The organism is Pseudomonas sp. ADAK7, assembly GCF_012935675.1.
Classification (GTDB): domain Bacteria; phylum Pseudomonadota; class Gammaproteobacteria; order Pseudomonadales; family Pseudomonadaceae; genus Aquipseudomonas.
The window spans coordinates 4904289-4924885 of record NZ_CP052861.1 but is presented as its reverse complement, the minus strand read 5'-3'; the positions used below and the strand labels follow the sequence as shown (position 1 = coordinate 4924885).

General features: G+C 60.2%; 19 protein-coding genes. 13 read left to right on the top strand and 6 right to left on the bottom strand.

The window, feature by feature from the left end; genetic code table 11:
• Positions 1-76: 76 nt before the first annotated feature.
• The 4 genes from HKK53_RS22585 to HKK53_RS22570 all read left to right on the top strand — a co-directional run bounded on the left by HKK53_RS22585 (position 77) and on the right by HKK53_RS22570 (position 4806).
• Positions 77-1420, top strand: coding sequence for a M16 family metallopeptidase (locus HKK53_RS22585; RefSeq protein WP_169372653.1), 1344 nt, complete (start codon positions 77-79; stop codon positions 1418-1420).
• Positions 1413-2888, top strand: coding sequence for a M16 family metallopeptidase (locus HKK53_RS22580; RefSeq protein WP_169372652.1), 1476 nt, complete (start codon positions 1413-1415; stop codon positions 2886-2888). Before HKK53_RS22585 ends, HKK53_RS22580 begins: the two co-directional genes overlap by 8 nt.
• Positions 2889-2963: 75 nt before the next feature.
• On the top strand, positions 2964-3962 hold the full coding sequence (locus HKK53_RS22575) for a hydrolase (protein WP_169372651.1): 999 nt from the start codon (positions 2964-2966) through the stop codon (positions 3960-3962).
• A gap of 4 nt (positions 3963-3966) precedes the next feature.
• Positions 3967-4806, top strand: coding sequence for an AraC family transcriptional regulator (locus HKK53_RS22570; protein ID WP_169372650.1), 840 nt, complete (start codon positions 3967-3969; stop codon positions 4804-4806).
• A gap of 125 nt (positions 4807-4931) precedes the next feature.
• Here HKK53_RS22570 and HKK53_RS22565 read toward each other — a convergent pair whose 3' ends face one another.
• Positions 4932-5786: a sulfurtransferase gene (locus HKK53_RS22565; protein ID WP_169372649.1), complete on the bottom strand. Its 855-nt coding sequence runs from the start codon at positions 5784-5786 to the stop codon at positions 4932-4934.
• A gap of 33 nt (positions 5787-5819) precedes the next feature.
• Positions 5820-6491, bottom strand: a complete 672-nt coding sequence (locus HKK53_RS22560; protein ID WP_169372648.1) for a TetR/AcrR family transcriptional regulator — start codon at positions 6489-6491, stop codon at positions 5820-5822.
• 147 nt (positions 6492-6638) lie between these two features.
• On the opposite strand from HKK53_RS22560, the gene HKK53_RS22555 reads away from it, so the two are divergent.
• From HKK53_RS22555 to HKK53_RS22535, 5 genes are all read left to right on the top strand, one after another.
• Positions 6639-8069 carry a coniferyl aldehyde dehydrogenase gene (locus HKK53_RS22555; RefSeq protein ID WP_169372647.1) on the top strand — a complete coding sequence of 477 codons (1431 nt, stop codon included), beginning with the start codon at positions 6639-6641 and terminating at the stop codon, positions 8067-8069.
• A 28-nt stretch (positions 8070-8097) separates the two neighbouring features.
• Positions 8098-8643 (top strand): twin-arginine translocation pathway signal protein, encoded by a 546-nt coding sequence (locus HKK53_RS22550; RefSeq protein ID WP_169372646.1) that lies wholly within the window; start codon positions 8098-8100, stop codon positions 8641-8643.
• 52 nt (positions 8644-8695) lie between these two features.
• Positions 8696-10291: a GMC family oxidoreductase gene (locus tag HKK53_RS22545; protein ID WP_169372645.1), complete on the top strand. Its 1596-nt coding sequence runs from the start codon at positions 8696-8698 to the stop codon at positions 10289-10291.
• A gap of 115 nt (positions 10292-10406) precedes the next feature.
• Complete coding sequence (gene coaD, locus HKK53_RS22540; RefSeq protein WP_007945531.1) at positions 10407-10886, top strand: pantetheine-phosphate adenylyltransferase; 480 nt, start codon at positions 10407-10409, stop codon at positions 10884-10886.
• Between the two features lie 102 nt (positions 10887-10988).
• Positions 10989-11240, top strand: coding sequence for a YfhL family 4Fe-4S dicluster ferredoxin (locus tag HKK53_RS22535; RefSeq protein WP_048722619.1), 252 nt, complete (start codon positions 10989-10991; stop codon positions 11238-11240).
• Positions 11241-11360: 120 nt separating this feature from the next.
• Here the strand turns inward: HKK53_RS22535 and HKK53_RS22530 are convergent, their stop codons facing one another.
• Genes HKK53_RS22530 through HKK53_RS22520 form a run of 3 tightly spaced genes read right to left on the bottom strand, consistent with a single transcriptional unit; the run spans position 11361 to position 13410 of the window.
• Positions 11361-11684, bottom strand: a complete 324-nt coding sequence (locus HKK53_RS22530; protein ID WP_169372644.1) for a multidrug transporter — start codon at positions 11682-11684, stop codon at positions 11361-11363.
• Positions 11685-11738: 54 nt separating this feature from the next.
• The gene (gene mutM, locus HKK53_RS22525; RefSeq protein WP_169372643.1) at positions 11739-12551 is read right to left on the bottom strand and encodes a bifunctional DNA-formamidopyrimidine glycosylase/DNA-(apurinic or apyrimidinic site) lyase; all 813 of its coding nucleotides are present in this window, start codon (positions 12549-12551) and stop codon (positions 11739-11741) included.
• A 43-nt stretch (positions 12552-12594) separates the two neighbouring features.
• On the bottom strand, positions 12595-13410 hold the full coding sequence (locus tag HKK53_RS22520) for an HDOD domain-containing protein (protein ID WP_169374282.1): 816 nt from the start codon (positions 13408-13410) through the stop codon (positions 12595-12597).
• Between the two features lie 339 nt (positions 13411-13749).
• Here HKK53_RS22520 and HKK53_RS22515 point away from each other — a divergent pair, with 339 nt between their 5' ends.
• The 4 genes from HKK53_RS22515 (at position 13750) to HKK53_RS22500 (ending at position 18611) form a co-directional block, all read left to right on the top strand.
• A complete protein-coding gene (locus tag HKK53_RS22515) occupies positions 13750-14946 on the top strand; it encodes a class I SAM-dependent rRNA methyltransferase (RefSeq protein ID WP_169372642.1) in 1197 nt (398 codons plus the stop codon).
• A 425-nt stretch (positions 14947-15371) separates the two neighbouring features.
• A complete protein-coding gene (locus HKK53_RS22510) occupies positions 15372-16451 on the top strand; it encodes a SagB family peptide dehydrogenase (RefSeq protein ID WP_169372641.1) in 1080 nt (359 codons plus the stop codon).
• Positions 16448-17413, top strand: coding sequence for a diiron oxygenase (locus HKK53_RS22505; RefSeq protein ID WP_169372640.1), 966 nt, complete (start codon positions 16448-16450; stop codon positions 17411-17413). The genes HKK53_RS22510 and HKK53_RS22505 overlap by 4 nt, the downstream gene beginning before the upstream one ends.
• Positions 17406-18611 (top strand): multidrug effflux MFS transporter, encoded by a 1206-nt coding sequence (locus HKK53_RS22500; protein ID WP_169372639.1) that lies wholly within the window; start codon positions 17406-17408, stop codon positions 18609-18611. Before HKK53_RS22505 ends, HKK53_RS22500 begins: the two co-directional genes overlap by 8 nt.
• 15 nt (positions 18612-18626) lie before the next feature.
• On the opposite strand, the gene HKK53_RS22495 is transcribed toward HKK53_RS22500, so the two are convergent.
• A complete protein-coding gene (locus tag HKK53_RS22495; RefSeq protein WP_169372638.1) occupies positions 18627-20318 on the bottom strand; it encodes a DUF4153 domain-containing protein in 1692 nt (563 codons plus the stop codon).
• Between the last annotated feature and the right edge of the window lie 279 nt (positions 20319-20597).

The following is a 20597-nucleotide window of genomic DNA, read 5'->3' as shown; positions in this document are numbered from 1 at the left end:
AATTACCGCCAATGGCCTCATCCGATTTGCCACAGTGGTTTACGCCATTTCCGTAAACCACTGAGGATGAACACGGATGAACATCGCTCGCAGCAGGATGCTGCTCTTTTCCTGGCTACTGCCCTTCTCGGCGCTGGCCGAACCCGCACAACCGACCCACGAATTCACGCTGGATAACGGCTTGAAAGTGGTCGTGCGTGAGGACCATCGCGCGCCGGTAGTGACCTCGCAACTCTGGTTCAAGGTCGGCTCCAGCGATGAACCGCCGGGGCAATCCGGCCTGTCCCATGCCCTGGAGCACATGCTCTACAAAGGCAGCAGCAAAACCTGCGTCGGTGAAGCATCCGCCATTCTGGATAAGCTGGGCGCGTCCCATAACGCCTTTACCGATAAAGACGTCACGACGTTTTACCAGACCTTGCAGCCTCACCAGTTGGCTGTCGCCTTCGAGTTGACGGCCGACATGATGTCCACCGCGCGACTGCGAGCCGAGGATTTCATTCCGGAACTGGCGGTCATCCGGGAAGAACGCCGGCTGCGGGTCGACGATGAACCGGACTCAATCGCACAAGAACGCCTCATGCGCATTGCCCACCCTGCCAGCAGCAATGGCGCGCCGATCATTGGCTGGATGCATGACCTGCAACGCCTGAACGCCGAGGAACTGCGTCACTGGTATCAGACTCGTTATGCCCCCGGTAACGCCACGCTGGTGATTGTCGGTGACGTTACGCTGGAGAAGGTCAAGACCCTGGCCGAGCGCTATTTCGGCGCCCTCCCGGCCAAGCCATTTGTCGCCGCAAAAACATCGCTGGAACTGGCCGAACCTGGCGAGCGGAAGATCACCTTGCGCCAGGCGATTTCTGCGCCGCGACTGATCATGGCGTTCAACGTGCCGAGCCTGGCTACCGCCGAAAACCGTCGAACGGTGCATGCCTTAAGGCTGCTCAACACCTTGCTGGCCGGCTCGAACAGCGCACGCCTGAGTAAACGCCTGCAATTTGCCGAACGGCTGTTTTCCAGCACCTCATCGGAATACAACGCCCTGTATCGCGGCGACAGCCTTTTTACCCTCAACGCCCACCTCAACTCCCAGAGTGCCGTCAGCCTCGATCAGGCCCAATCCCGGATCTGGGAATTGCTCGACGAACTCAAGGCCACACCGCCGGACCCCGTCGAACTGGAGCGCGCCCGCACCCATTTGATCGCCCGGCAAATCTACGATCGCGACGGCATCGAGCACCAGGCAGACCAACTCGGAGCACTGGAAAGCATCGGCCTGTCGTGGCGACTGATGGACGAGGATGCCGATGAATTGAATCAGGTGACGCCCGAAGATATTCAACGCGTCGCGCAGACCTACCTGACCCGCCAACGCCTGAGCACCGCCCATGTCCTCGTGGAGAAAACCCATGAATAAGTTCACCGGCCTGACCCTGTGCCTGCTGCTCAATGGCCTGCAAGGTTGCCTGGCCTTTGCCGACACCGAGCCGAAACCATCGGCCGTTACTCCGTCACCACGCCTGCAATCGCTGGCGGAGCTGAACGAAAACGCCGCCACCTCACGCAACCTGAAAATCCACGGCTGGAAATCGCCGGTCGGCGGCAAGGTACTGTTTATCCGTACCCCCGAGCTGCCGATGTTCGATCTGCATGTCAGCTTCCCCGCCGGCAGCCTGCGCGATGGCGCACATCCCGGGCTGGCGGCAGCGACGTTCAGCCTGCTTAACGAAGGCGTGCCGGGCAAGGATCTGTCAGCGATCACCGAAACCTTTGATGGCCTTGGCGCAAAATTCGATATGAAGATCAAGCAGGACCGGGCATCGCTGTCGCTGCGCAGCCTGACGGCCATCGAACAGCGGGATCCGGCGTTGCAACTGTTCACCCAAATACTTGGCCAGCCTCTGCTGAGCCATGACGCGCTGGTCAATGTCAAAAGCGAGTTGATCGAAATCCTCAAGACCCAACAGCAGAATCCCGAATTACAAATCAGCCAGGCGATGAATGAGCTGCTCGTGCCCGGTCACCCTTACGCCCAGCCGGTCTTCGGCACGGAAAAAAGCGTGACGGCGCTCTCTCGGGAGCAGGTCCAGGCGTTTCATCGGCAAGCCTATAGCGCGGCGGATGTGTTGATTACATTGGTCGGCGACCTGACGCAGGAACAAGCCCAGGCGATCAGTCTGCAGGTGGTCAACGCGTTGCCGACGGCCGTTGAAATGCCTGCATTGCCAGCAACCCTGCGGCGCCAGGGCGATGCTCCGTCACGGCATATCGAGCGGGCCCTGAGCCAGACGCAGATTATGCTGGGGCAGCTTGGTGTGGAACGCCAGCATCCCGATTACACGGCGCTGACAGTGGGCCACATGATCTTCGGCGGGCAAAAAGTCTCGTCCCGGCTGATGACGGAACTGCGAGAAAAACGCGGACTGACCTACGTGGTGCAACTGAAAAATACACTCTGGCAGGGGGGCAGCGCCGCCGTCATCAGCCTGAAAACGAGCCCGTCGTTCAGCGAAGGCGCCGTGCAGCAGGTGCAGTCGATGTACCGCGACTACTTGCAAACGGGCCCGACCCAGCAGGAACTCGACGATACCCTGCGCCAATTGCGCAGCAACGCCGCGTTGAACAGCGCCAGCAACTCACAGATCCTGGCCCGGCTGGTCGATATCAACCAACATAGCTTGCCCCTCGACCTGGATTTTTCAGTCGAGCAAGCTCAGGGGCTGACCGTCGCTCAAGTCAAGGACGCCTTGAACAGGCACTTTGACCCGGACCAATGGTCGGTGGTGACCGTGGGCCCTACCGTCGAGCAACAGCCTTTACCGTTGCCGGCCGATGACGTGCCGCAGAGCATGTGTCGCGCCGAGACGGGGATTGTGGCAAGTTAGTTTCTTTGGACATTGGCGCCAGGACTACGCTTTTTCAGCCCTGGCGCCGACTGTTTTACTTTTCAGAGAAACATCGTGCTCCCGCCTAGCGAACGCTTCACCCCGGCCATTGGCCTTGGCAACCCGCACTTGCAAACCTTGTGGGGCCCGCTGTGGCGTAAAACCACACATATCGACCGCACGCGCGAACGGCTTTGGCTCGATGATGGCGACTTCCTTGATCTCGACTGGCACGGGCCGCACACCGCCGACGCACCCTTGGTGCTGGTGTTGCACGGGCTGACCGGCTCGTCGAACTCGCCCTATGTCGCCGGCCTGCAAAAGGTCCTCGGTGATCAAGGGTGGGCCAGCGTTGCGCTGAACTGGCGCGGTTGCTCCGGCGAGCCGAATCTGTTGCCGCGCAGCTACCATTCCGGCGCCAGTGAAGACCTGGCCGAAGCCATCAGACACCTGAAGGCCCAGCGCCCGCTCGCGCCGTTGTATGCGGTTGGCTATTCCCTGGGCGGCAATGTGTTGCTCAAGCACTTGGGCGAGACCGGCAGTGACAGCGGCGTGCTGGGCGCCGTGGCGGTGTCGGTACCGTTCCGCCTTGATCAGTGCGCCGACCGGATCGGCCAGGGATTTTCCAAGGTCTATCAGGCGCACTTCATGCGCGAGATGGTGGCCTACATCAAGAACAAACAGCGCCAGTTCCAGCACGACGGACGCGAGGATGGCCTGGCCGCCTTGGCCGCCTTGGGCTCGCTGGAAAACATGCGCACGTTCTGGGATTTCGATGGCCGGGTCACCGCGCCACTGAACGGTTTCGTCGATGCCGAGGATTATTATCGCCGCGCGTCGAGCCGTTACTTCCTGGGTGAAATTCGCACACCAACCCTGATCATCCAGGCGGCTGACGATCCGTTCGTGTTCCCTCACAGCTTGCCCGACGCCAGCGAGTTGTCGGCTTGTACTCAATTCGAATTGCAGGCCAAAGGTGGGCATGTCGGCTTCGTCGATGGTTCGTTCAGGCAACCGGGCTACTACCTGGAAAGGCGCATCCCGCAATGGCTGACTTTCGCGGGGCGCGAGTAAGGTCATGGGCAGCGATCAGGGCGAGTCGATCCGGTTCTGGCAAACGGCGCCGTTGGCCGGGGTCGAGCTGTTGTCCGCGCGTTACATCGAACACCGCTTTGCGCCCCATGTGCATGACGGCTATGTCATCGGCATGATCATGGCCGGCGCCCAGCGCTACCGATATCGCGGCGCTGAACACCTGGCGGCGAGCGGCACACTGGTATTAATCAACCCGGATGAACTGCACACCGGCCATAAAGGCACGGAATACGGTTGGTTGTACCGAGCGTTTTATCCCGACAGCGGGCAGATTCTTTCACTGCTGGCCGAGCTGGAAATACCGACCAGCGATTTGCCGGCGTTTGGCGCCACGCTGTATCGCGATCCGGATCTGGTGAAGGGTTTCTGTCAATTGCATCGCTTGCTGGAGAGCCCGTCCACGGCGCTGCAACAGCAAACGGTCTGGCGGGAAATGATGCTGTCGCTGCTGCAACGCCACGCCGCCGTGCCGATTGCCGGCAAACCCGGCAAGGAGCATCGGGCGGTGACCTTGGCCAAGGACCTGCTGCAATCGCAATTGGCGGCGCCGCCTTCGCTGGAAGAACTCGCGGCCGCGGTGAACCTGTCGCCCTTCCACTTCGCTCGAGTATTCCGCCGCGCCACCGGCATGCCGCCGCACACCTGGCTGATGCAGCAACGCATCGCACGGGCGCGGGCTTTGTTACAGGGTGGTTGTCTGCCGCTGGAAGTTGCCACGCAACTGGGGTTTGCCGATCAGAGTCATCTGAGCCGGCAGTTCAAGCAGGTTTACGGGGTTGGGCCAGGCGCATATCGCAGTGCTCGGACACCACTCAGGAATTAAGGGCTTGCGCAGGCCCAATAATGTAGGAGCGAGGCTTGCCCGCGAAGGCGTCGTGTCAGTCGATGACGATGGCGGCTGATACGACGCCTTCGCGGGCAAGCCTCGCTCCTACAAGGGATATGGCGTTATTCGCCGGTAGCGATGCCCCGCGCCGGCTGATTAATCCACTCGCTCCAAGACCCCGCATACAACGACGCCAACGGATAACCCGCCAGGCACAACGCAAACAGGTTGTGGCAAGCCGTCACGCCGGAACCGCAATACGCCACCAGCTCGGTCGGCGAGCGATCACCGAGTTTCGCGGCAAATCGTTGTTTGAGCTGATCGACCGGGAGGAAGCGCCCGTCACTGCCCAGGTTCTCGGTGAACGCCGCGCATTGCGCGCCGGGGATGTGGCCGGCAATCGGGTCGATCGGTTCCACTTCGCCCTTGAAGCGCGGCAAGGCGCGGGCGTCGAGCAGAGTCAACGCGGGTTGGCCGAGACGTTGCTGGAGTTGTTCGGCGCTGAGTAACAACGAAGCATCCGGTGTACCGCTGAAGGTGCCACGCAGTACCGAAGGCGCATCAAGACTCAAGGGCAACCCTGCCGCGTGCCAGGCCTTGAGCCCGCCGTCGAGGATGAACACGCCATCGCGCTTACCCAGCCAGGCCAGCAACCACCAGGCCCGCGCCGCGTAGGCACCGGGACCGTCGTCGTACAGAACCACTTCGCTGTCAGCGTTGATGCCCCAGGCTTGCAGGCGTTCGATCAGGTCTTCGGGTTCAGGCAGCGGATGACGCCCGGTGACGCCCTTGATGACCGTCCCGCTGAGATCACGCTCCAGATCGGCAAAGCTCGACCCGGCGATATGCCCTTCGGCATAGCTGCGCTGGCCGTAGTCCGGGTCTTCGAGAGCAAAACGACAATCCAGGATCACCAGCCCCGGCTGCTCCTTCTTCAGGTCCAGTGCTTGCGGGCTGATCAGTTGCGCAATGGGCATAACGGGCTCCTGTATTTAAGTCGGTGTCTGATCCTACTGCACTTCTTCCAGGGCTTGGGCCAGTGGCACGTAAAACTCTTCGAACAAGGCATTCACTGCGTCGCGTGACTGATCCGTGACGAACCCGGCCTCCAGCACCAGCACCTGATACACGCCGCGTTTAATCGCTTGCTCGCTCAGGTGATTGGAGTTTTCCCGCGTGGTGCACAGGAAACGCACCCAGGACGTGAGGATGATCCAGGCATTAAGCGTCAGGGATTCGATCTGCACGCGGTCCATGTTGAGGATGCCGGCCGCGACGAACCCTTCGTAGATGGCGCTGCCCTGAATCACGCAGCGCTGGGAAAAGCGCCGGTAACGGGCGGCCAGTTCCGGATCGCTGTCGAGCAGATGTTCGAGGTCGCGGTGCAAAAAACGGTAGCGCCACATCGCCGACAGCAGTTCCTGAAGGTAGTAGCGCTTGTCCTCCACCGTGGCGGCACGGCCCTGGGGCGGGCGCAGGAAGCTATCCACGAGGGTTTCGTACTCACTGAACAACACGGCGATGATCGCCTGCTTGTTGGGGAAGTGGTAGTACAGGTTGCCCGGGGAAATTTCCATATGGGCAGCTATGTGGTTGGTGCTGATGCTGCGCTCGCCCTGCTGATTGAACAGCTCCAGGCTGTTCTGCACGATGCGCTCGCTGGTTTTGATCCTGGGGGCCATGGCTTGAGCTTTAATTCAGAGTGCGGTGACGGAGCATCTTACGGCCTATCCGGCGGTGGATAAAACAATGCTGCATCAGGAAGTCATTTGACTTTATAGAGCATAGACTCTAAAAAGTTCCTCATTACAATAAATCCGGAGCCGACGATGACTGCCGACATTGCCTACCTGCAGAACCTACAGCAGCCTTTGGACGAGCTCCAGACTTTGTTCGATGCGCAACGGGCCGCTTACGCCGCCAACCCGATGCCGCCGGCTGCTCAACGCCAGCAATGGCTCAAGGCATTGCGCGATCTCTTGAGCAATGAGCGCCAAGCCCTGATCGATGCGATCAGCCAGGATTTCAGCCATCGCAGCGCCGATGAAACCCTGCTCGCCGAGCTGATGCCCAGCCTGCACGGCATTCATTACGCCAGCCAGCACCTCAAAGGCTGGATGAAACCATCGCGGCGCAAGGTCGGTATCGCCTTTCAACCCGCTTCAGCCAAAGTCGTTTACCAGCCATTGGGCGTAGTCGGCGTGATCGTGCCCTGGAATTACCCGTTGTACCTGGCCATCGGCCCGCTGGTGGGCGCGTTGTCGGCGGGTAATCGGGTGATGCTCAAACTCAGCGAATCCACGCCCGCCACCGGTTTGTTGCTCAAGGCATTGCTCGCGCGGATCTTCCCGGCGGATCTGGTCTGCGTGGTGCTGGGCGAGGCTGATGTCGGCGTCGCGTTCTCCCGCCTGCGTTTCGATCACTTGTTGTTCACCGGCGCCACCAGCATCGGCAAACACGTGATGCGCGCGGCGGCCGAAAACCTGACCCCGGTGACCCTCGAACTGGGCGGCAAGTCCCCGGCCATCGTCTCCCGGGACGTGCCGCTCAAGGACGCCGCCGAACGCATCGCTTTCGGCAAGACTCTCAACGCCGGGCAAACCTGCGTGGCCCCGGACTACGTGCTGGTGCCGGAAGATCGTATCGGCGCCTTCGTCGAAGCTTATCGCCAGGCGGTTCGCGGGTTTTATCCGACACTCGCTGACAACCCGGACTACACCGCGATCATCAATGACCGACAACTGGCGCGGCTCAACGGCTACCTCAGCGATGCCACCAGCAAGGGCGCGCTGCTGATTCCGCTGTTCGACCAAGGCCAGGGGCGGCGCATGGGCCATAGCCTGCTGCTCAATGTCAGCGACGACATGACGGTGATGCAGGACGAAATCTTCGGCCCGCTGCTGCCGATCGTGCCGTACACCGACCTGGACCAGGCGTTTGCCTACATCAACCAACGCCCTCGTCCGTTGGCGCTGTACTACTTCGGCTATGACAAGCGCGAGCAGAACCGCGTGCTCCACGAAACCCATTCCGGCGGCGTGTGCCTCAACGACACGTTGCTGCACGTGGCCCAGGACGACATGCCGTTCGGCGGCATCGGCGCCTCGGGCATGGGCCATTACCACGGCCACGAAGGCTTCCTGACCTTCAGCAAGGCCAAGGGTGTGCTGATCAAGCAGCGCTTCAACGCGGCGAAGCTGATTTACCCGCCGTACGGCAAGTCCATCCAGAAGCTGATTCAGAAGCTGTTTATCCGCTAACAATCATCACCGCCGGGTAATAACAATAATGAACCCAAGCCTGTCCGCTACACCCGCGCTGTCACGGCGCGGCCTGCTGAAATTCAGCCTGGGCGCCAGCGCCTTCCTTGCCACCGCCGGGTTGGGGGCCAGCCTCAGCGGCTGCTCGTCGAGTATTGCGGCCAATGGTTTTGCGATTCTGCGCAGCGGCGACCTGCTGTTTTTGCGCGCCCTCATCCCAGTGATGCTCGACGGCGCCGTGGCCACTGGGCATATGCCGGCGGCCGTCGATGGCACCCTGAAAACCCTGGATAACAGCCTCAATCACCTGTCGCCGGAAATGCTCAAACTGACGCAACAGTTGTTCGATGTGCTCGGCATGGCCGTGACCCGTGGGCCGCTGACCGGGATCTGGGGCAGTTGGGAAAATGCTTCCGCCGATGAGATCCGGCACTTCCTCGACCGTTGGGAAAACAGCTCGTTGAGCCTGCTGCGCATGGGTCACAGCTCATTGCTGCAACTGGTGATGATGGCGTGGTACAGCCGGGCCGAGTCCTGGGCGCATTGCGGGTATCCGGGGCCGCCTACCGTTTGAGAATTGCGGCGACGCCACACCACCGAATCCAAAATAAGAAGAGAACCCGAACATGCCTGTACCCGATCCGTTCCGCGAAGGCCTGGCCCGCGGCTGGAAAACCTACAACGGCGCGCAACTGACAGAAGACCTGACTCTGGAAGCGGACGTGGCGATCATCGGCAGCGGTGCCGGCGGTGGCACCACGGCGGAAATCCTCAGTGCCGCTGGCTACAAGGTGTTGCTGATCGAAGAAGGCCCGCTCAAGACCAGCAGCGACTTCAAGATGCTCGAAGACCAGGCCTACGCCAGCCTCTACCAGGAAGGCATCGGCCGCATGAGCAAGGACGGCGCGATCACCATTCTCCAGGGCCGGGCGGTGGGCGGCACCACGCTGATCAACTGGACCTCGAGTTTCCGCACCCCGGACCCGACCCTGGAACACTGGGCCAAAGAGCACAACGTCAAAGGCCACAGCCCGGCCGAGATGGCGCCATGGTTCGAAAAAATGGAACAACGCCTGGGCGTCGCGCCGTGGATGGTGCCGCCCAACGCCAACAACGATGTGATTCGCAAAGGCTGCGAGCAACTCGGCTACAGCTGGCACGTGATCCCGCGCAACGTGCGCGGCTGCTGGAACCTCGGTTACTGCGGCATGGGCTGTCCGACTAACGCCAAACAATCGATGATGGTGACGACCATTCCGGCGACCCTGGAAAAGGGCGGCGAGCTGCTCTACCTGGCCCGCGCCGAAAAGTTGTCGATCAAGAACGGCAAGGTCACTGGCCTCAATTGCGTGGCGATGGACGAGCGCTGCGTGGCGCCGACCGGTCGCACCATCACGGTCAAGGCGCGGCATTACGTGCTGGCCGGCGGCGGGATCAACAGCCCGGCGTTACTGCTGCGTTCCGATGCGCCCGACCCGCACAAACGGCTCGGCACCCGAACCTTCCTGCATTTGGTAAACATGTCTGCCGGCCTGTTCGACGAGGTGATCAATCCGTTCTACGGTGCGCCGCAGTCGATCTACTCCGACCATTTCCAATGGCAGGACGGCACCACCGGCAAAATGTCCTACAAGCTCGAAGTCCCGCCGCTGCAACCGGCGTTGGCGGCGACCCTGCTCGGCGGCTTTGGTAAAGAAAACTCCCAGCACATGGAAAACCTGCCCCACACCCACGCCATGCTCGCGTTGCTGCGCGACGGTTTCCACCCGGACAGCCCCGGCGGCAGTGTCGAGTTGCGCGGCGATGACACGCCGGTGCTCGACTACCAGGTTTCACCCTACGCCTGGGACGGTTTGCGCCGGGCGTTCCACAGCATGGCCGAGATCCAGTTCGCCGGCGGCGCCAAAGCGGTCATGCCGATGCACGCCGATGCGCGTTACGTGAAAACCCTCGCCGAGGCTCGCACCTTGATCGATGGCTTGAGCCTTGAGCTGTATCGCACGCGGCTAGGCAGTGCTCATGTGATGGGCGGTTGCGCGATGGGTGAAGAGCCGAAAAACGCCGTGACCGACAGCCTTGGCCGGCATCATCAGATCAGTAATCTGTCGATCCACGACGGCTCGCTGTTCCCCACCAGCATTGGCGCAAACCCGCAATTGTCGGTCTACGGACTGACCGCACAACTGGCGACAGCGTTGGCCGAGCGCCTGAAAAACCCATGAAAAACCACAATATTCCCATCGTCTATAGTGCTTTCTTACCTAAAAGGCGACTTTCCCGACCGGGAAGGCTGCGATACCATCCGAGTCCCCAACGGACTTCCGCCAGGACGACGCGATGAACCGAGTGTTGTACCCAGGTACCTTCGACCCTATTACCAAGGGCCATGGCGATCTGGTCGAACGCGCCGCGCGCCTGTTCGATCATGTGATCATTGCCGTCGCTGCCAGCCCGAAGAAAAACCCGTTGTTTCCCCTGGAACAGCGTGTGGAGCTGGCCCGCGAGGTCACTAAACATCTGCCCAACGTTGAAGTCGTCGGCTTCTCGACGCTGCTGGCGCACTTTGCCAAAGAGAAGAACGCCAACGTGTTCCTGCGTGGTTTGCGCGCGGTGTCGGACTTCGAATACGAATTCCAGCTGGCCAACATGAACCGCCAGTTGGCGCCGGATGTGGAAAGCCTGTTTCTTACACCGTCCGAGCGTTATTCGTTTATTTCCTCGACGCTGGTGCGTGAAATCGCCGCCTTGGGCGGCGATATCACCAAGTTTGTCCACCCGGCGGTGGCGGACGCCCTGACCGAACGCTTCAAGAAGTAACGACCGCTCAAGCGGCGCCCGCGTGCACTGCGGGCGCCAATGCGGCACAATTGCGCGCATTGGTTTATTGCGCCCGGGCCTGCCGCCCCGGCTGGAGTTAGCATGTCCCTGATCATCACCGACGATTGCATCAACTGCGACGTCTGCGAACCCGAGTGCCCGAACGCCGCCATTTCCCAGGGCGAAGAGATCTACGTGATCGACCCGAACCTGTGCACTCAATGTGTCGGCCACTACGACGAGCCGCAGTGCCAGCAGGTCTGCCCGGTGGATTGCATTCCGCTGGACGAGGCCCATCCGGAGACTGAAGAGCAGTTGATGGCGAAGTATCGGGTCATTACCGGTAAGGCTTGAGGCTTTTGGCGTCTGTGAGGGCGCCTTCGCGGGCAAGCCTCGCTCCTACAGGTCTTGCGCCAATCATGAATTAACGCGAACCCTGTAGGAGCGAGGCTTGCCCGCGAAGCTTTTAAAGCTTCACTCCCGCTGCTCAAACCCTTCCCCGATACACCCCAGGCACCGCACAAACGCGGCTTTCGCCGGATCGACCACCAACGCCTGTCCCGCATCGCCCACACCGCCACCCAGCGCGGTAAATGGCAACGACACCACAAACACCCCCGCCCCGATCACCGTCGCCGCGACCAGCAAAGGACGAGCAATCAGCAAATCGCCGATCATGGCGTAGGCCGGTGGGTTCTGGATGGTGTAACGGGGGTCGCCGCTGCCGTTTTCAGCCGCCAGCGCGGGCAGGCCGGCGCTCAACAGCAAAACAACGACAAAGGTTCGAAACGCATTCATGGCACGGTCCTTCGGCTAGGCAGTGAGAACACTGACTATAGACCGTCGCACGTATCAGCTCTGGCAGCGTGGGCAAAACACGCTGGCGCGCTGGCCCAGCTTCACATCGCGCAACTCGGTACCACAGACTTTGCACGGCTCGCTGCCACGGCCGTAGACGAACAGTTCCTGCTGGAAATAGCCCGGCTGGCCGTCGCCGCCGATAAAGTCGCGCAACGTGGTACCACCACGTTCGATGGCGTGGGCGAGGATGCGTTTGATCTCGATCGCCAATTTCAGATAACGCGCCCGGGAAATGCTCTTGGCTTCACGGCGCGGGTCGATGCCGGCGGCGAACAACGCTTCCGTCGCGTAAATATTGCCGACGCCCACCACCACCGCGTTGTCCATGATGAACGGCTTGACCGCCATGGAGCGATTACGCGATTGCTGGAACAAACGCTCGCCGTCGAACAGGTCGGTCAAGGGCTCCGGCCCCAGGCGAATCAACAATTCGTGATTGAGCGGGTCGAGGCTCCAGAGCATCGCGCCAAACCGACGCGGGTCGGTGTAACGCAGGGCCAGGCCGGATTCCAGTTCGATATCCACATGCTCATGCTTGGCCGCCGGCGAGCCGACTTCCACCAGCCGCAGATTGCCCGACATGCCCAAATGACTGATCAGCGTGCCAACTTCGGCGTTGATCAACAGGTACTTGGCGCGGCGCTCAACCAGCACGATGCGCTGGCCGGACAGGCGCACATCCAGGTCTTCGGGAATCGGCCAGCGCAGCCGACGGTCACGCACGATGACCCGGCTGACGCGCTGGCCTTCCAGATGCGGGGCGATGCCCCGGCGGGTGGTTTCGACTTCCGGCAGTTCAGGCATGGTGCTCTCGAATCAGGCGCTTTTAATCATGAAGACCGGGGCCTCAGTGATGAGTGCCGAGGTCACGAATCGTTTGCTTGAGGGTCTCGAAATCGTAATCCGACAGGCCGACATAATCGAGCACCAACGGCCCGACGCTGTTCCACTCGTGGTCTTCGTTCTGATTGCCCAACACCCGATAGGACGCGCAAATGTGCTCGGCCATTTTCAGGATCGACAGCAGGTTTTTCATCTGCGTGTTGCGCGAGGATTCATCGGTGAAGATCGCCAAAGCGTTGTGGTGATTGGCGATGGCAGCGCTGATGTGTTCCGGCAGTCGCCAGGACTTGGCGGTGTAGTAGCCGACTACGGCGTGGTTGGTGTTGAACACGCGGTTTTCGGTGTCTACTACCCGGTTTTCGGCGCTGGCGTCGGCGTAGGCCAGTTCCAGGGTCTTCATGTAATCGGGGAAGCGCTTGAGCATCAGCGGCACGCCGCAGTCGTGGAACAGGCCCAACGCATAAGCCTCGTCGCCCGCCTGGGAGCCGATGCGCTTGGCCAGGGTCAGGCAGGTCATCGCCACATCCTGAGCCGTGTCCCAGAAGCGGTTGAGGGTGACGATGGTGTCGTCGTTCATCTCGCCCTTGATCGACTGCGCGTTGATCAGGTTGATGATCGAGCGGCTGCCCAGCAGGTTCACCGCACGCTGGATCGAGGCGATCTTGTTACTCAAGCCGTAATACGGCGAGTTGACGATTTTCAGCAACGCCCCGGAGAGGCCCGGGTCCTGGGAAATCAGCTTCGCGATCACTTCCAGGTCCGGGTCGGGCATGTACTGCTCCATCTGCAGATCCACCATGATCTGCGGCTGGGCCGGCACGCTGATGCCTTGCAGGGACTGTTGAATCTGTTCGGAACTGAGCTCTTGGGACATAAGTACACACTCTGGGACAGGCGCCGATTCTAACCCTTATAAAGTTGGATCCGACACCCTGGCCGGTCTTTCGGACAAAGTTTCATGTCGACGTTGCATTCGAAATCGCTTTCGCGGGCAAGCCTTGCTCCTACAGGTTTTGTGTTGGTCGCGGAAATTGCGTACGACGCAAAACCTGTAGGAGCAAGGCTTGCCCGCGAAGACGTCATAAGCGTTTCATCGCCCACCCAGCCCGCCCAAAGCCTCAACACGCTATACTCCCGCTCTTTTTTCCGGAGCGACGTCATGTCCCTGCCTAGCCTGCGCCTCAAAGCCAACGCCGACCGTCGCCTGCGAAACGGCCACTTGTGGGTCTACAGCAACGAAATCGATGTGGCCGCCACCCCGTTGCACGGCTTCAAGGCCGGTGACCAGGCGATCCTCGAAGCCGCCGGCGGCAAGCCGCTGGGCATCGTTGCCATGAGCCCGAACAACCTGATCTGCGCCCGCCTGCTGTCGCGCGACATCAAGTTGCCGCTGGACAAGTCGCTGCTGGTGCATCGCCTGAACGTCGCCCTGTCCCTGCGCGATCGCCTGTTCGACAAGCCGTTCTATCGCCTGGTCTACGGTGATTCCGACCTGTTGCCAGGCCTGGTCGTCGACCGTTTCGGCGACATCCTGGTGGTGCAGATCGCTTCGGCGACCATGGAAGCCCATAAAGATGACGTGATCGCTGCGCTGACCCAAGTGCTCAAGCCAAGCGGCATCCTGTTCAAGAACGACTCCGCCGCCCGTGACGCCGAAGGCCTCAACCGCTACGTCGAAACCGTGTTCGGCCTGGTGCCGGAGTGGGTTGCGCTGGAAGAAAACGGCGTGAAATTCGAAGCGCCGGTCATCCAGGGCCAGAAAACCGGCTGGTTCTACGACCACCGCATGAACCGCGCCCGCCTGGCGCCGTATGCCAAAGGCAAACGTGTGCTCGACCTTTATAGCTACATCGGTGGCTGGGGCGTGCAAGCGGCCGCGTTCGGCGCCAGTGAAGTGTTCTGCGTCGACTCGTCAGCTTTCGCCCTCGACGGCGTCGAGCGCAACGTCGCGCTGAACGGCGTCGCCGAGAAAATGACCTGCGTCGAAGGCGACGTGTTCGAAGCCCTGAAAGAGCTGAAAGCCAGTGAAGAGCGTTTCGACGTGATCGTGGCCGACCCACCGGCGTTCATCAAACGCAAGAAAGACATGAAGAACGGTGAAGGCGCCTACCGTCGCCTGAACGAGCAAGCCATGCGCCTGCTCAACAAGGACGGCATCCTGTTCAGCGCTTCGTGCTCGATGCACCTGCCGGAAGATGACCTGCAGAACATCCTGCTGACCAGCGCCCGCCACCTGGACCGCAACATCCAGATGCTGGAACGTGGCGGTCAGGGCCCGGATCACCCGGTGCACCCGGCCATCGCCGAAACCCGCTACATCAAGAGCATCACCTGCCGCCTGCTGCCAAACAGCTGATAACGCCGGTTAGACGGGGAGCCAACAGGCTCCCCGTTTGCTTTCTACCCCGTGAATCCTTCTATTTCTTACACTTGCCGTCCTACAGACGTGCAGGAAGTTTCCCTGCATCTTTTATTCTAAAGAATAAGACTTACAAGCACCCTTCAACCTAAAGATCGCTCCCACAAAATTACTGGATATTTCCTACTGCTTTTCCCCTTGATAAGAACTCATTACAAACTATGATTGAGTTGTCACCAAGCGGTGGCACTCACTATCACTTACAAGGAGTTCAAAACATGAAAGCAGTTACTCTGGAAACCAACAAAATCGCTAACCTGGCTTTTCTGGTTGCACCAAAAGCCCGTTAAGTAAGTGAGACGCTGGGGAGTGCCGGCTTACCCAGCGTTTTCTATGGCACAGCCCAGAGTGAAGCGCCCGTCATGCAGATAAACCCTCATCTATTCATACTGCCTCGCACACCCGGCCAGATAGTCTGGGATTACAGGAGCCACAAGCAATTCGAACTAAACCTGGAATATTCCTTCCGACTTGCACAACTTATAGAGAACCCTGAAGCGTTCGACAACAGCAACATAATCGACACTCAATTCCTGAACACGGGAATACTGACAACTTCAATACAAGACACTACCGAATGGGGCTGGGATGAACTATCAAAGATATTTCATATCGGCACCAAGAACATACCTTGCGAATATACACCGCAGAACATCCATGAATGGTCGAGACACTATCTGGACCATTGCAACGAAGTATTGACCTCCAGCGCACCCGACACCGATCTCGCACACCGCGCGGCCCACGCAATGATTGCCCTGCCCACGCCCTCCGGGTTGCCGGCCGACAGCCTCGGCGATGCTCTGGTCAGCCGCAAGACCTGCCGGTCGTTCACCGGTGAAGCGGTGTCCCTCGGCGACATCAGCACCTTGCTTTACTTGTCCCTCGGTTACCTGAAAGAACGCGAAGACGACATCGATGAAACCGTCGCCGAAGGCCTGGCCGCCCGCCGCAGCAGCCCTTCGGGTGGAGGATTGAATGCCTGTGAAGGTTTTCTACTGGCGCAAAACGTCATTGGCCTGGAACCCGGACTCTACGCCTACCATCCGGCCGATCACGCACTGAGCTTCGTCAACCCACTGACCGGCTCGCCGTTGGGCCAACTAGTGTGCGGGCAACACTTCATCAACAACTTGCCCGCGGGCCTGTTCCTCAGCGCGCGCTTCGACAAACTGTGGTGGAAATACCAACACTCCCGGGCCTACCGAATGGCCTACGTCGAGGCCGGTCATATTTCCCAGACCTTCCAACTGGTGGCGACCGCACTGGGCCTGAATACCTGGCTGACGGGGGCATTGACGGACGATCAGGTCGAAACGCTGCTGGGACTTGAGGAAAGTCCGGAACAACCGTTGTTTTTTGTTGGCTGCGGCCAGAGCGACGGGCAGGTGATGTGCAAGGAGTTGAAAGCACTGTTGAACCAACAAGGCTCACAACAATGACCAGTGCCTCCCCTATTCCGGATTTCTGGGCCCAGCGTTTCACCCTGGGCGAATGGAATACCCGAGCCTCGGTGCGCGCCAGCGAGCACACCTATCTGTTGCCGCCGGACCTGAAACAGCAACTGGAAACCCGACACTGGTTCCCACCGGCCTTTCTGCCTTACCTCAGCCACCCGAGCATCGAAGCGGCGGGCCGTTCGATGATCCATCGCTTATCGGCCAACCACCTGGTGTATTTCCTCGACTACACCACCCTGCTCGAACATCGCATCGTCAACCGCGCGGTGGAAACCATCGTCCACGGTGAGCTGGATGTCAGCATCCCGTCGCGCATGAAAACCTCTGCCTTGCAGCTCTACACCGACGAAGGTTTTCACGCGCTGTTTTCCAACAGCCTCGCCGAGCAGATTGCCGATCATTACGGCATCACCCAGCGGCCAGCGATGCCACAGCGGATAACCCGGCTGAATGACCTGCTCGAGCAAGCCCCTGATCGGCACAAGGCACTGGCCTGGTTTCTGGTCGGTTTTGTCTCGGAGACGATCATCGCCAGGGAACTGCTCGAGGTTTGCCGTGATGCGCTAGTCTCCAGCGTCCAGGAAATGCTCAGGGACCACCTGACGGACGAGGCGCGTCACAGTCGCTACTTTTCGCAAGTGTTCCATTATCTGTGGCTGACCCTCAACAGCAGTCAACGCACGTTCACCGCCAAACTGCTGGTGGAAATCATTCTGCTGTTTTTTGAAGTCGATGAGCGATGGCTGAAGGAAAGCCTGCACAGCGTGGGCCTGGACGGCGCCTCTATCGCAGACATTCTCGACAGGCTGACAGGCATGCAAGCCACCGTGGTGCGAGCTCGCTCGGGGGCTGGCGCCACGCTTCAGGCATTACACAGCGCCGGTTTCTTCGACCTGCGCGCCAACCAGCAACTTTTCGCACAGGCGGGGCTCGTCGATGGATGAAGGAAAATCTGCTGTCAGTCCAGATAAACGTCGTGCCGCGGTCATCCTGTTGCTGACCATGGTGTTGCTCGGGGTCTTTCCGCTGGATGTCCTGCTGCCGTCATTTCCGGCACTGGCCGAACACTTCCGGACCACCCCGGCCGACATCGCGCTATCCATCAGCCTGTTCGCGGTCGGCATTTCCCTGTCGCAGCTGCTGATCGGGCCGTTGTCGGACACCATCGGGCGCAAGGGTCTGTTGCTGTCGGGAATGGCCGTCGCGATCATCGGCGCGATCGGCTGCGTGCTCTCCACCGAGTATTCCTGGTTCCTGCTGTTCCGCGTGGTCCAGGCCATCGGCTGCGGTTGTTTCGTGCTCACCCAAGCCCTGGTTCAAGACTTGTTCGATGGCAAGGATCGGGATCGCTTGAGGATTCTTTTGGTGACCGCCAGCGGCATCTGTATTTCCATTTCGCCACTGGCCGGGACCCTGCTGCAACAGGCCATGGACTGGCCCGGAAGCTTTGTGATCTTCATCGTCCTGGCCGGCGCGGTGTTTCTGAAAGCCTGCCTGTTTCTTGAAAACCAGCGCCCGGCCAACGTCATTCAGCGGGGCATCGTCCAGTCATACCGCCTGGTCTACCGCGATGCCGGGTTTATGGGCTATTGGCTGATCGCCTCGATTGCCTTCGCCTGCCACTTTTCCTTTATTGTCATTTCACCGCTGATTTTCATGGAGCAGTTGCACCACACGCCCTACGAATTTTCGCTGATCCTGTTGCTCTATGGCCTGGCCTACATCATTGGCGGCATCGTCGCCCGGCTTCTCGGCGGCCGGATCGCGCCGAGTGCGCAGATCGTCGTGGGCCTGAGCCTGATCTTCTTTTCCGGCCTGGTGATGCTGGTGCTTTCAACATGGTGGGGGCTGTCGACCTTCACCGTCCTGCTCCCGATGATCATTTGCACCGCCGGCACCACCATCGCGCGGCCGGTCGCCACCTCGATGGCGATGGAAGTTTTTCCGGACATGGCCGGCGCTTCGGCGTCGGCCGGCAACTCCCTGGTATTCATCTCGGGTGGTCTGATCAGCGCCCTGATCAGCCTGAGTCCCTTTGAATTGCAATTGACGCTGGCACTCGGCTTCATCGTCCTGAGCAGCGTCGGGCTGGTGGTGAGCAGTCAAATCCGCCAGCGCAGCCCGACCTTGAGCGAAGCCTGAAACGGGCGCTCGACGTCATTGCACCTCAGGTTCGGGAGCCAACGTGAGATCGCCTATTTGCACGCTCTTGTAACGCGGCTCGATGAGCTTGAAGTCACCGGCACGCAGCCGATCCAGGTTTTGTGGCGAAAGATTGGCGCCCAGCAGCACGGTGACGTATTGCCATTCACCGCTAGCGGCGCGTTTGTAGAGCAAAGCCCGGTGGTCCCACGGCTGCTGATTGAATTGCACCACTTCAGCCTGGCCATCGCCATCAAGGTCGACTCCCCACATTACGCAGCCATCATCCTGGCACTGGAGCTTGCGACTGTTGAGGCTGATGAATTGCTCGCTGCCGTCCACTTTCGGACCGATCCATTCGAGGTTCACAGGGCTTGGTGTATAGGGACGGGGCTCAACCGTGGATTCACCGGGAGTGCCTTTGATCTGGGCGCGTAGCACCTCTCGCGAAGGCGCATCGAGCACCTCATTGCGTTCAAGCAGTTCGGACAACGCCTCGAACTGCTGCCGCCCTGCCATGCCCAAACCATTGCGCAAATAATTACTATCGAACACCAGCACCGACGTGCGGCCATCCAGCAAGCGGCGCACCTGATCCCGTGCGCTGAAGGACTGGCCATTGAACCAGGGCGTATTGATCAGCACCAAGACCAGACACACGACCAAGGCCAGGGCCGGGTTGCTGCGTCGCAGCCCGTTCAGCCACAAGGCGTTGCGTTGCACCACGGCCAACACCGCAGTCAGGCTGTACGCCGCGAAAATCGCGACCAGCAGCAGGCCGGTGAAACGCCGGGGCGACAAACCGTACTGCTCGACCCGCAGCCAGCTCGAATACCCGGACAACGCCACCAGCACCGGCAAGCACAGCAAACCCGCCTCGACACAGCGCATCAGCCACGCCGGATAAGGCTTGGCCTGGCGCCCGTCCTGAAACACCCCATTGAGCAAAAACAGATAAGTCCCCACCAGGCACAACAAAATCGGGGTCGAATAGCCGGTGGCCCAGATCTTTTGCACGCCAGTAAAGGGCAGTGTCACGGTAAACAGGACCGTGATCAGGGTGATCAACGGCAACAGGAAATGACAGGCCGCCAACAAGACGCCCCGCAACATGCCGATGACTCTTTCGTTGTGCAGCCCCAGGCGCATGGCCAGGGAGAATACAAGCGGCAGGCTGAGGCAGATAAAGACCCGGGAGGAGAACTGCTCGGCAAAAAAATCGATGCCCAGCATGAGAAACAATTTGCTCCAGAGCAGCAGCAATAGGCTGAACACGCCCGTCAGCATCAGCGCAAAAAACACCACGAACACATGGCTCCAGGCGCTGTGAAACAGATCATCGTAAGCCCAGCGCCGGCCGGTGCCCGATGGCCAACTGGCGAGAAACGCACACACCACGTAGCTCAACGGCACACCGGTTAACAGCCAGTTTTCCATCAGCCAACGATTGCCGTAATCGAGGCCGGACAGTTGGACCCAGGAACTGATTGCCATCATCAACAGGCAAAATCCCAGCGTCAGGGCCAGAACCCGGCGGTCCTTGAGTTTGGGGCCGAGCAGTTGCAGGAGCAGCCCTCCAACCACTACCAGCGTCAGGCTCGCCGCCAGCACGCCGCGCGACCCGAATGATTCGACCTGCCAGAAAACCACCCCTTGGCACAGACCGACGAGCAGGTAAAACCACAACGAGCGATTGAACAGCGGCATGCCAATTCCTTTTGGTGCGATTACGCGAAGGCCGGCAGTTTAGCCAAGCGTCCCGTGCGGTGATATCCCCCTGGGAGGCTCGTTCACCTTACCGATGGTCATCCCGCACACGGCGTCAGGGCTGGATCAACACTTTGAGCCATTCCCTCCTGACGCCAGCGGTGTAGAATCGCGAGATTCATCGCCATTCATCCCCCGGCGGGTTTATGAGCTCAGGCTGAGGCAAGCGGCGATCCCGCAAAGTCATCGGCAACTTCCGGACACACGGCCATTTCTGAG

Coding starts and splice junctions, on each gene's coding strand:
- HKK53_RS22580 (WP_169372652.1), top strand. CDS start 1,413: ATGAATAAGTTCACCGGCCTGACCCTGTGCCTGCTGCTCAATGGCCTG.
- HKK53_RS22515 (WP_169372642.1), top strand. CDS start 13,750: ATGTCCCTGCCTAGCCTGCGCCTCAAAGCCAACGCCGACCGTCGCCTG.
- HKK53_RS22550 (WP_169372646.1), top strand. CDS start 8,098: ATGAACCCAAGCCTGTCCGCTACACCCGCGCTGTCACGGCGCGGCCTG.
- coaD (WP_007945531.1), top strand. CDS start 10,407: ATGAACCGAGTGTTGTACCCAGGTACCTTCGACCCTATTACCAAGGGC.
- mutM (WP_169372643.1), bottom strand. CDS start 12,551: ATGCCTGAACTGCCGGAAGTCGAAACCACCCGCCGGGGCATCGCCCCG.
- HKK53_RS22505 (WP_169372640.1), top strand. CDS start 16,448: ATGACCAGTGCCTCCCCTATTCCGGATTTCTGGGCCCAGCGTTTCACC.
- HKK53_RS22560 (WP_169372648.1), bottom strand. CDS start 6,491: ATGGCCCCCAGGATCAAAACCAGCGAGCGCATCGTGCAGAACAGCCTG.
- HKK53_RS22565 (WP_169372649.1), bottom strand. CDS start 5,786: ATGCCCATTGCGCAACTGATCAGCCCGCAAGCACTGGACCTGAAGAAG.
- HKK53_RS22545 (WP_169372645.1), top strand. CDS start 8,696: ATGCCTGTACCCGATCCGTTCCGCGAAGGCCTGGCCCGCGGCTGGAAA.
- HKK53_RS22510 (WP_169372641.1), top strand. CDS start 15,372: ATGCAGATAAACCCTCATCTATTCATACTGCCTCGCACACCCGGCCAG.
- HKK53_RS22530 (WP_169372644.1), bottom strand. CDS start 11,684: ATGAATGCGTTTCGAACCTTTGTCGTTGTTTTGCTGTTGAGCGCCGGC.
- HKK53_RS22500 (WP_169372639.1), top strand. CDS start 17,406: ATGGATGAAGGAAAATCTGCTGTCAGTCCAGATAAACGTCGTGCCGCG.
- HKK53_RS22585 (WP_169372653.1), top strand. CDS start 77: ATGAACATCGCTCGCAGCAGGATGCTGCTCTTTTCCTGGCTACTGCCC.
- HKK53_RS22570 (WP_169372650.1), top strand. CDS start 3,967: ATGGGCAGCGATCAGGGCGAGTCGATCCGGTTCTGGCAAACGGCGCCG.
- HKK53_RS22495 (WP_169372638.1), bottom strand. CDS start 20,318: ATGCCGCTGTTCAATCGCTCGTTGTGGTTTTACCTGCTCGTCGGTCTG.
- HKK53_RS22535 (WP_048722619.1), top strand. CDS start 10,989: ATGTCCCTGATCATCACCGACGATTGCATCAACTGCGACGTCTGCGAA.
- HKK53_RS22555 (WP_169372647.1), top strand. CDS start 6,639: ATGACTGCCGACATTGCCTACCTGCAGAACCTACAGCAGCCTTTGGAC.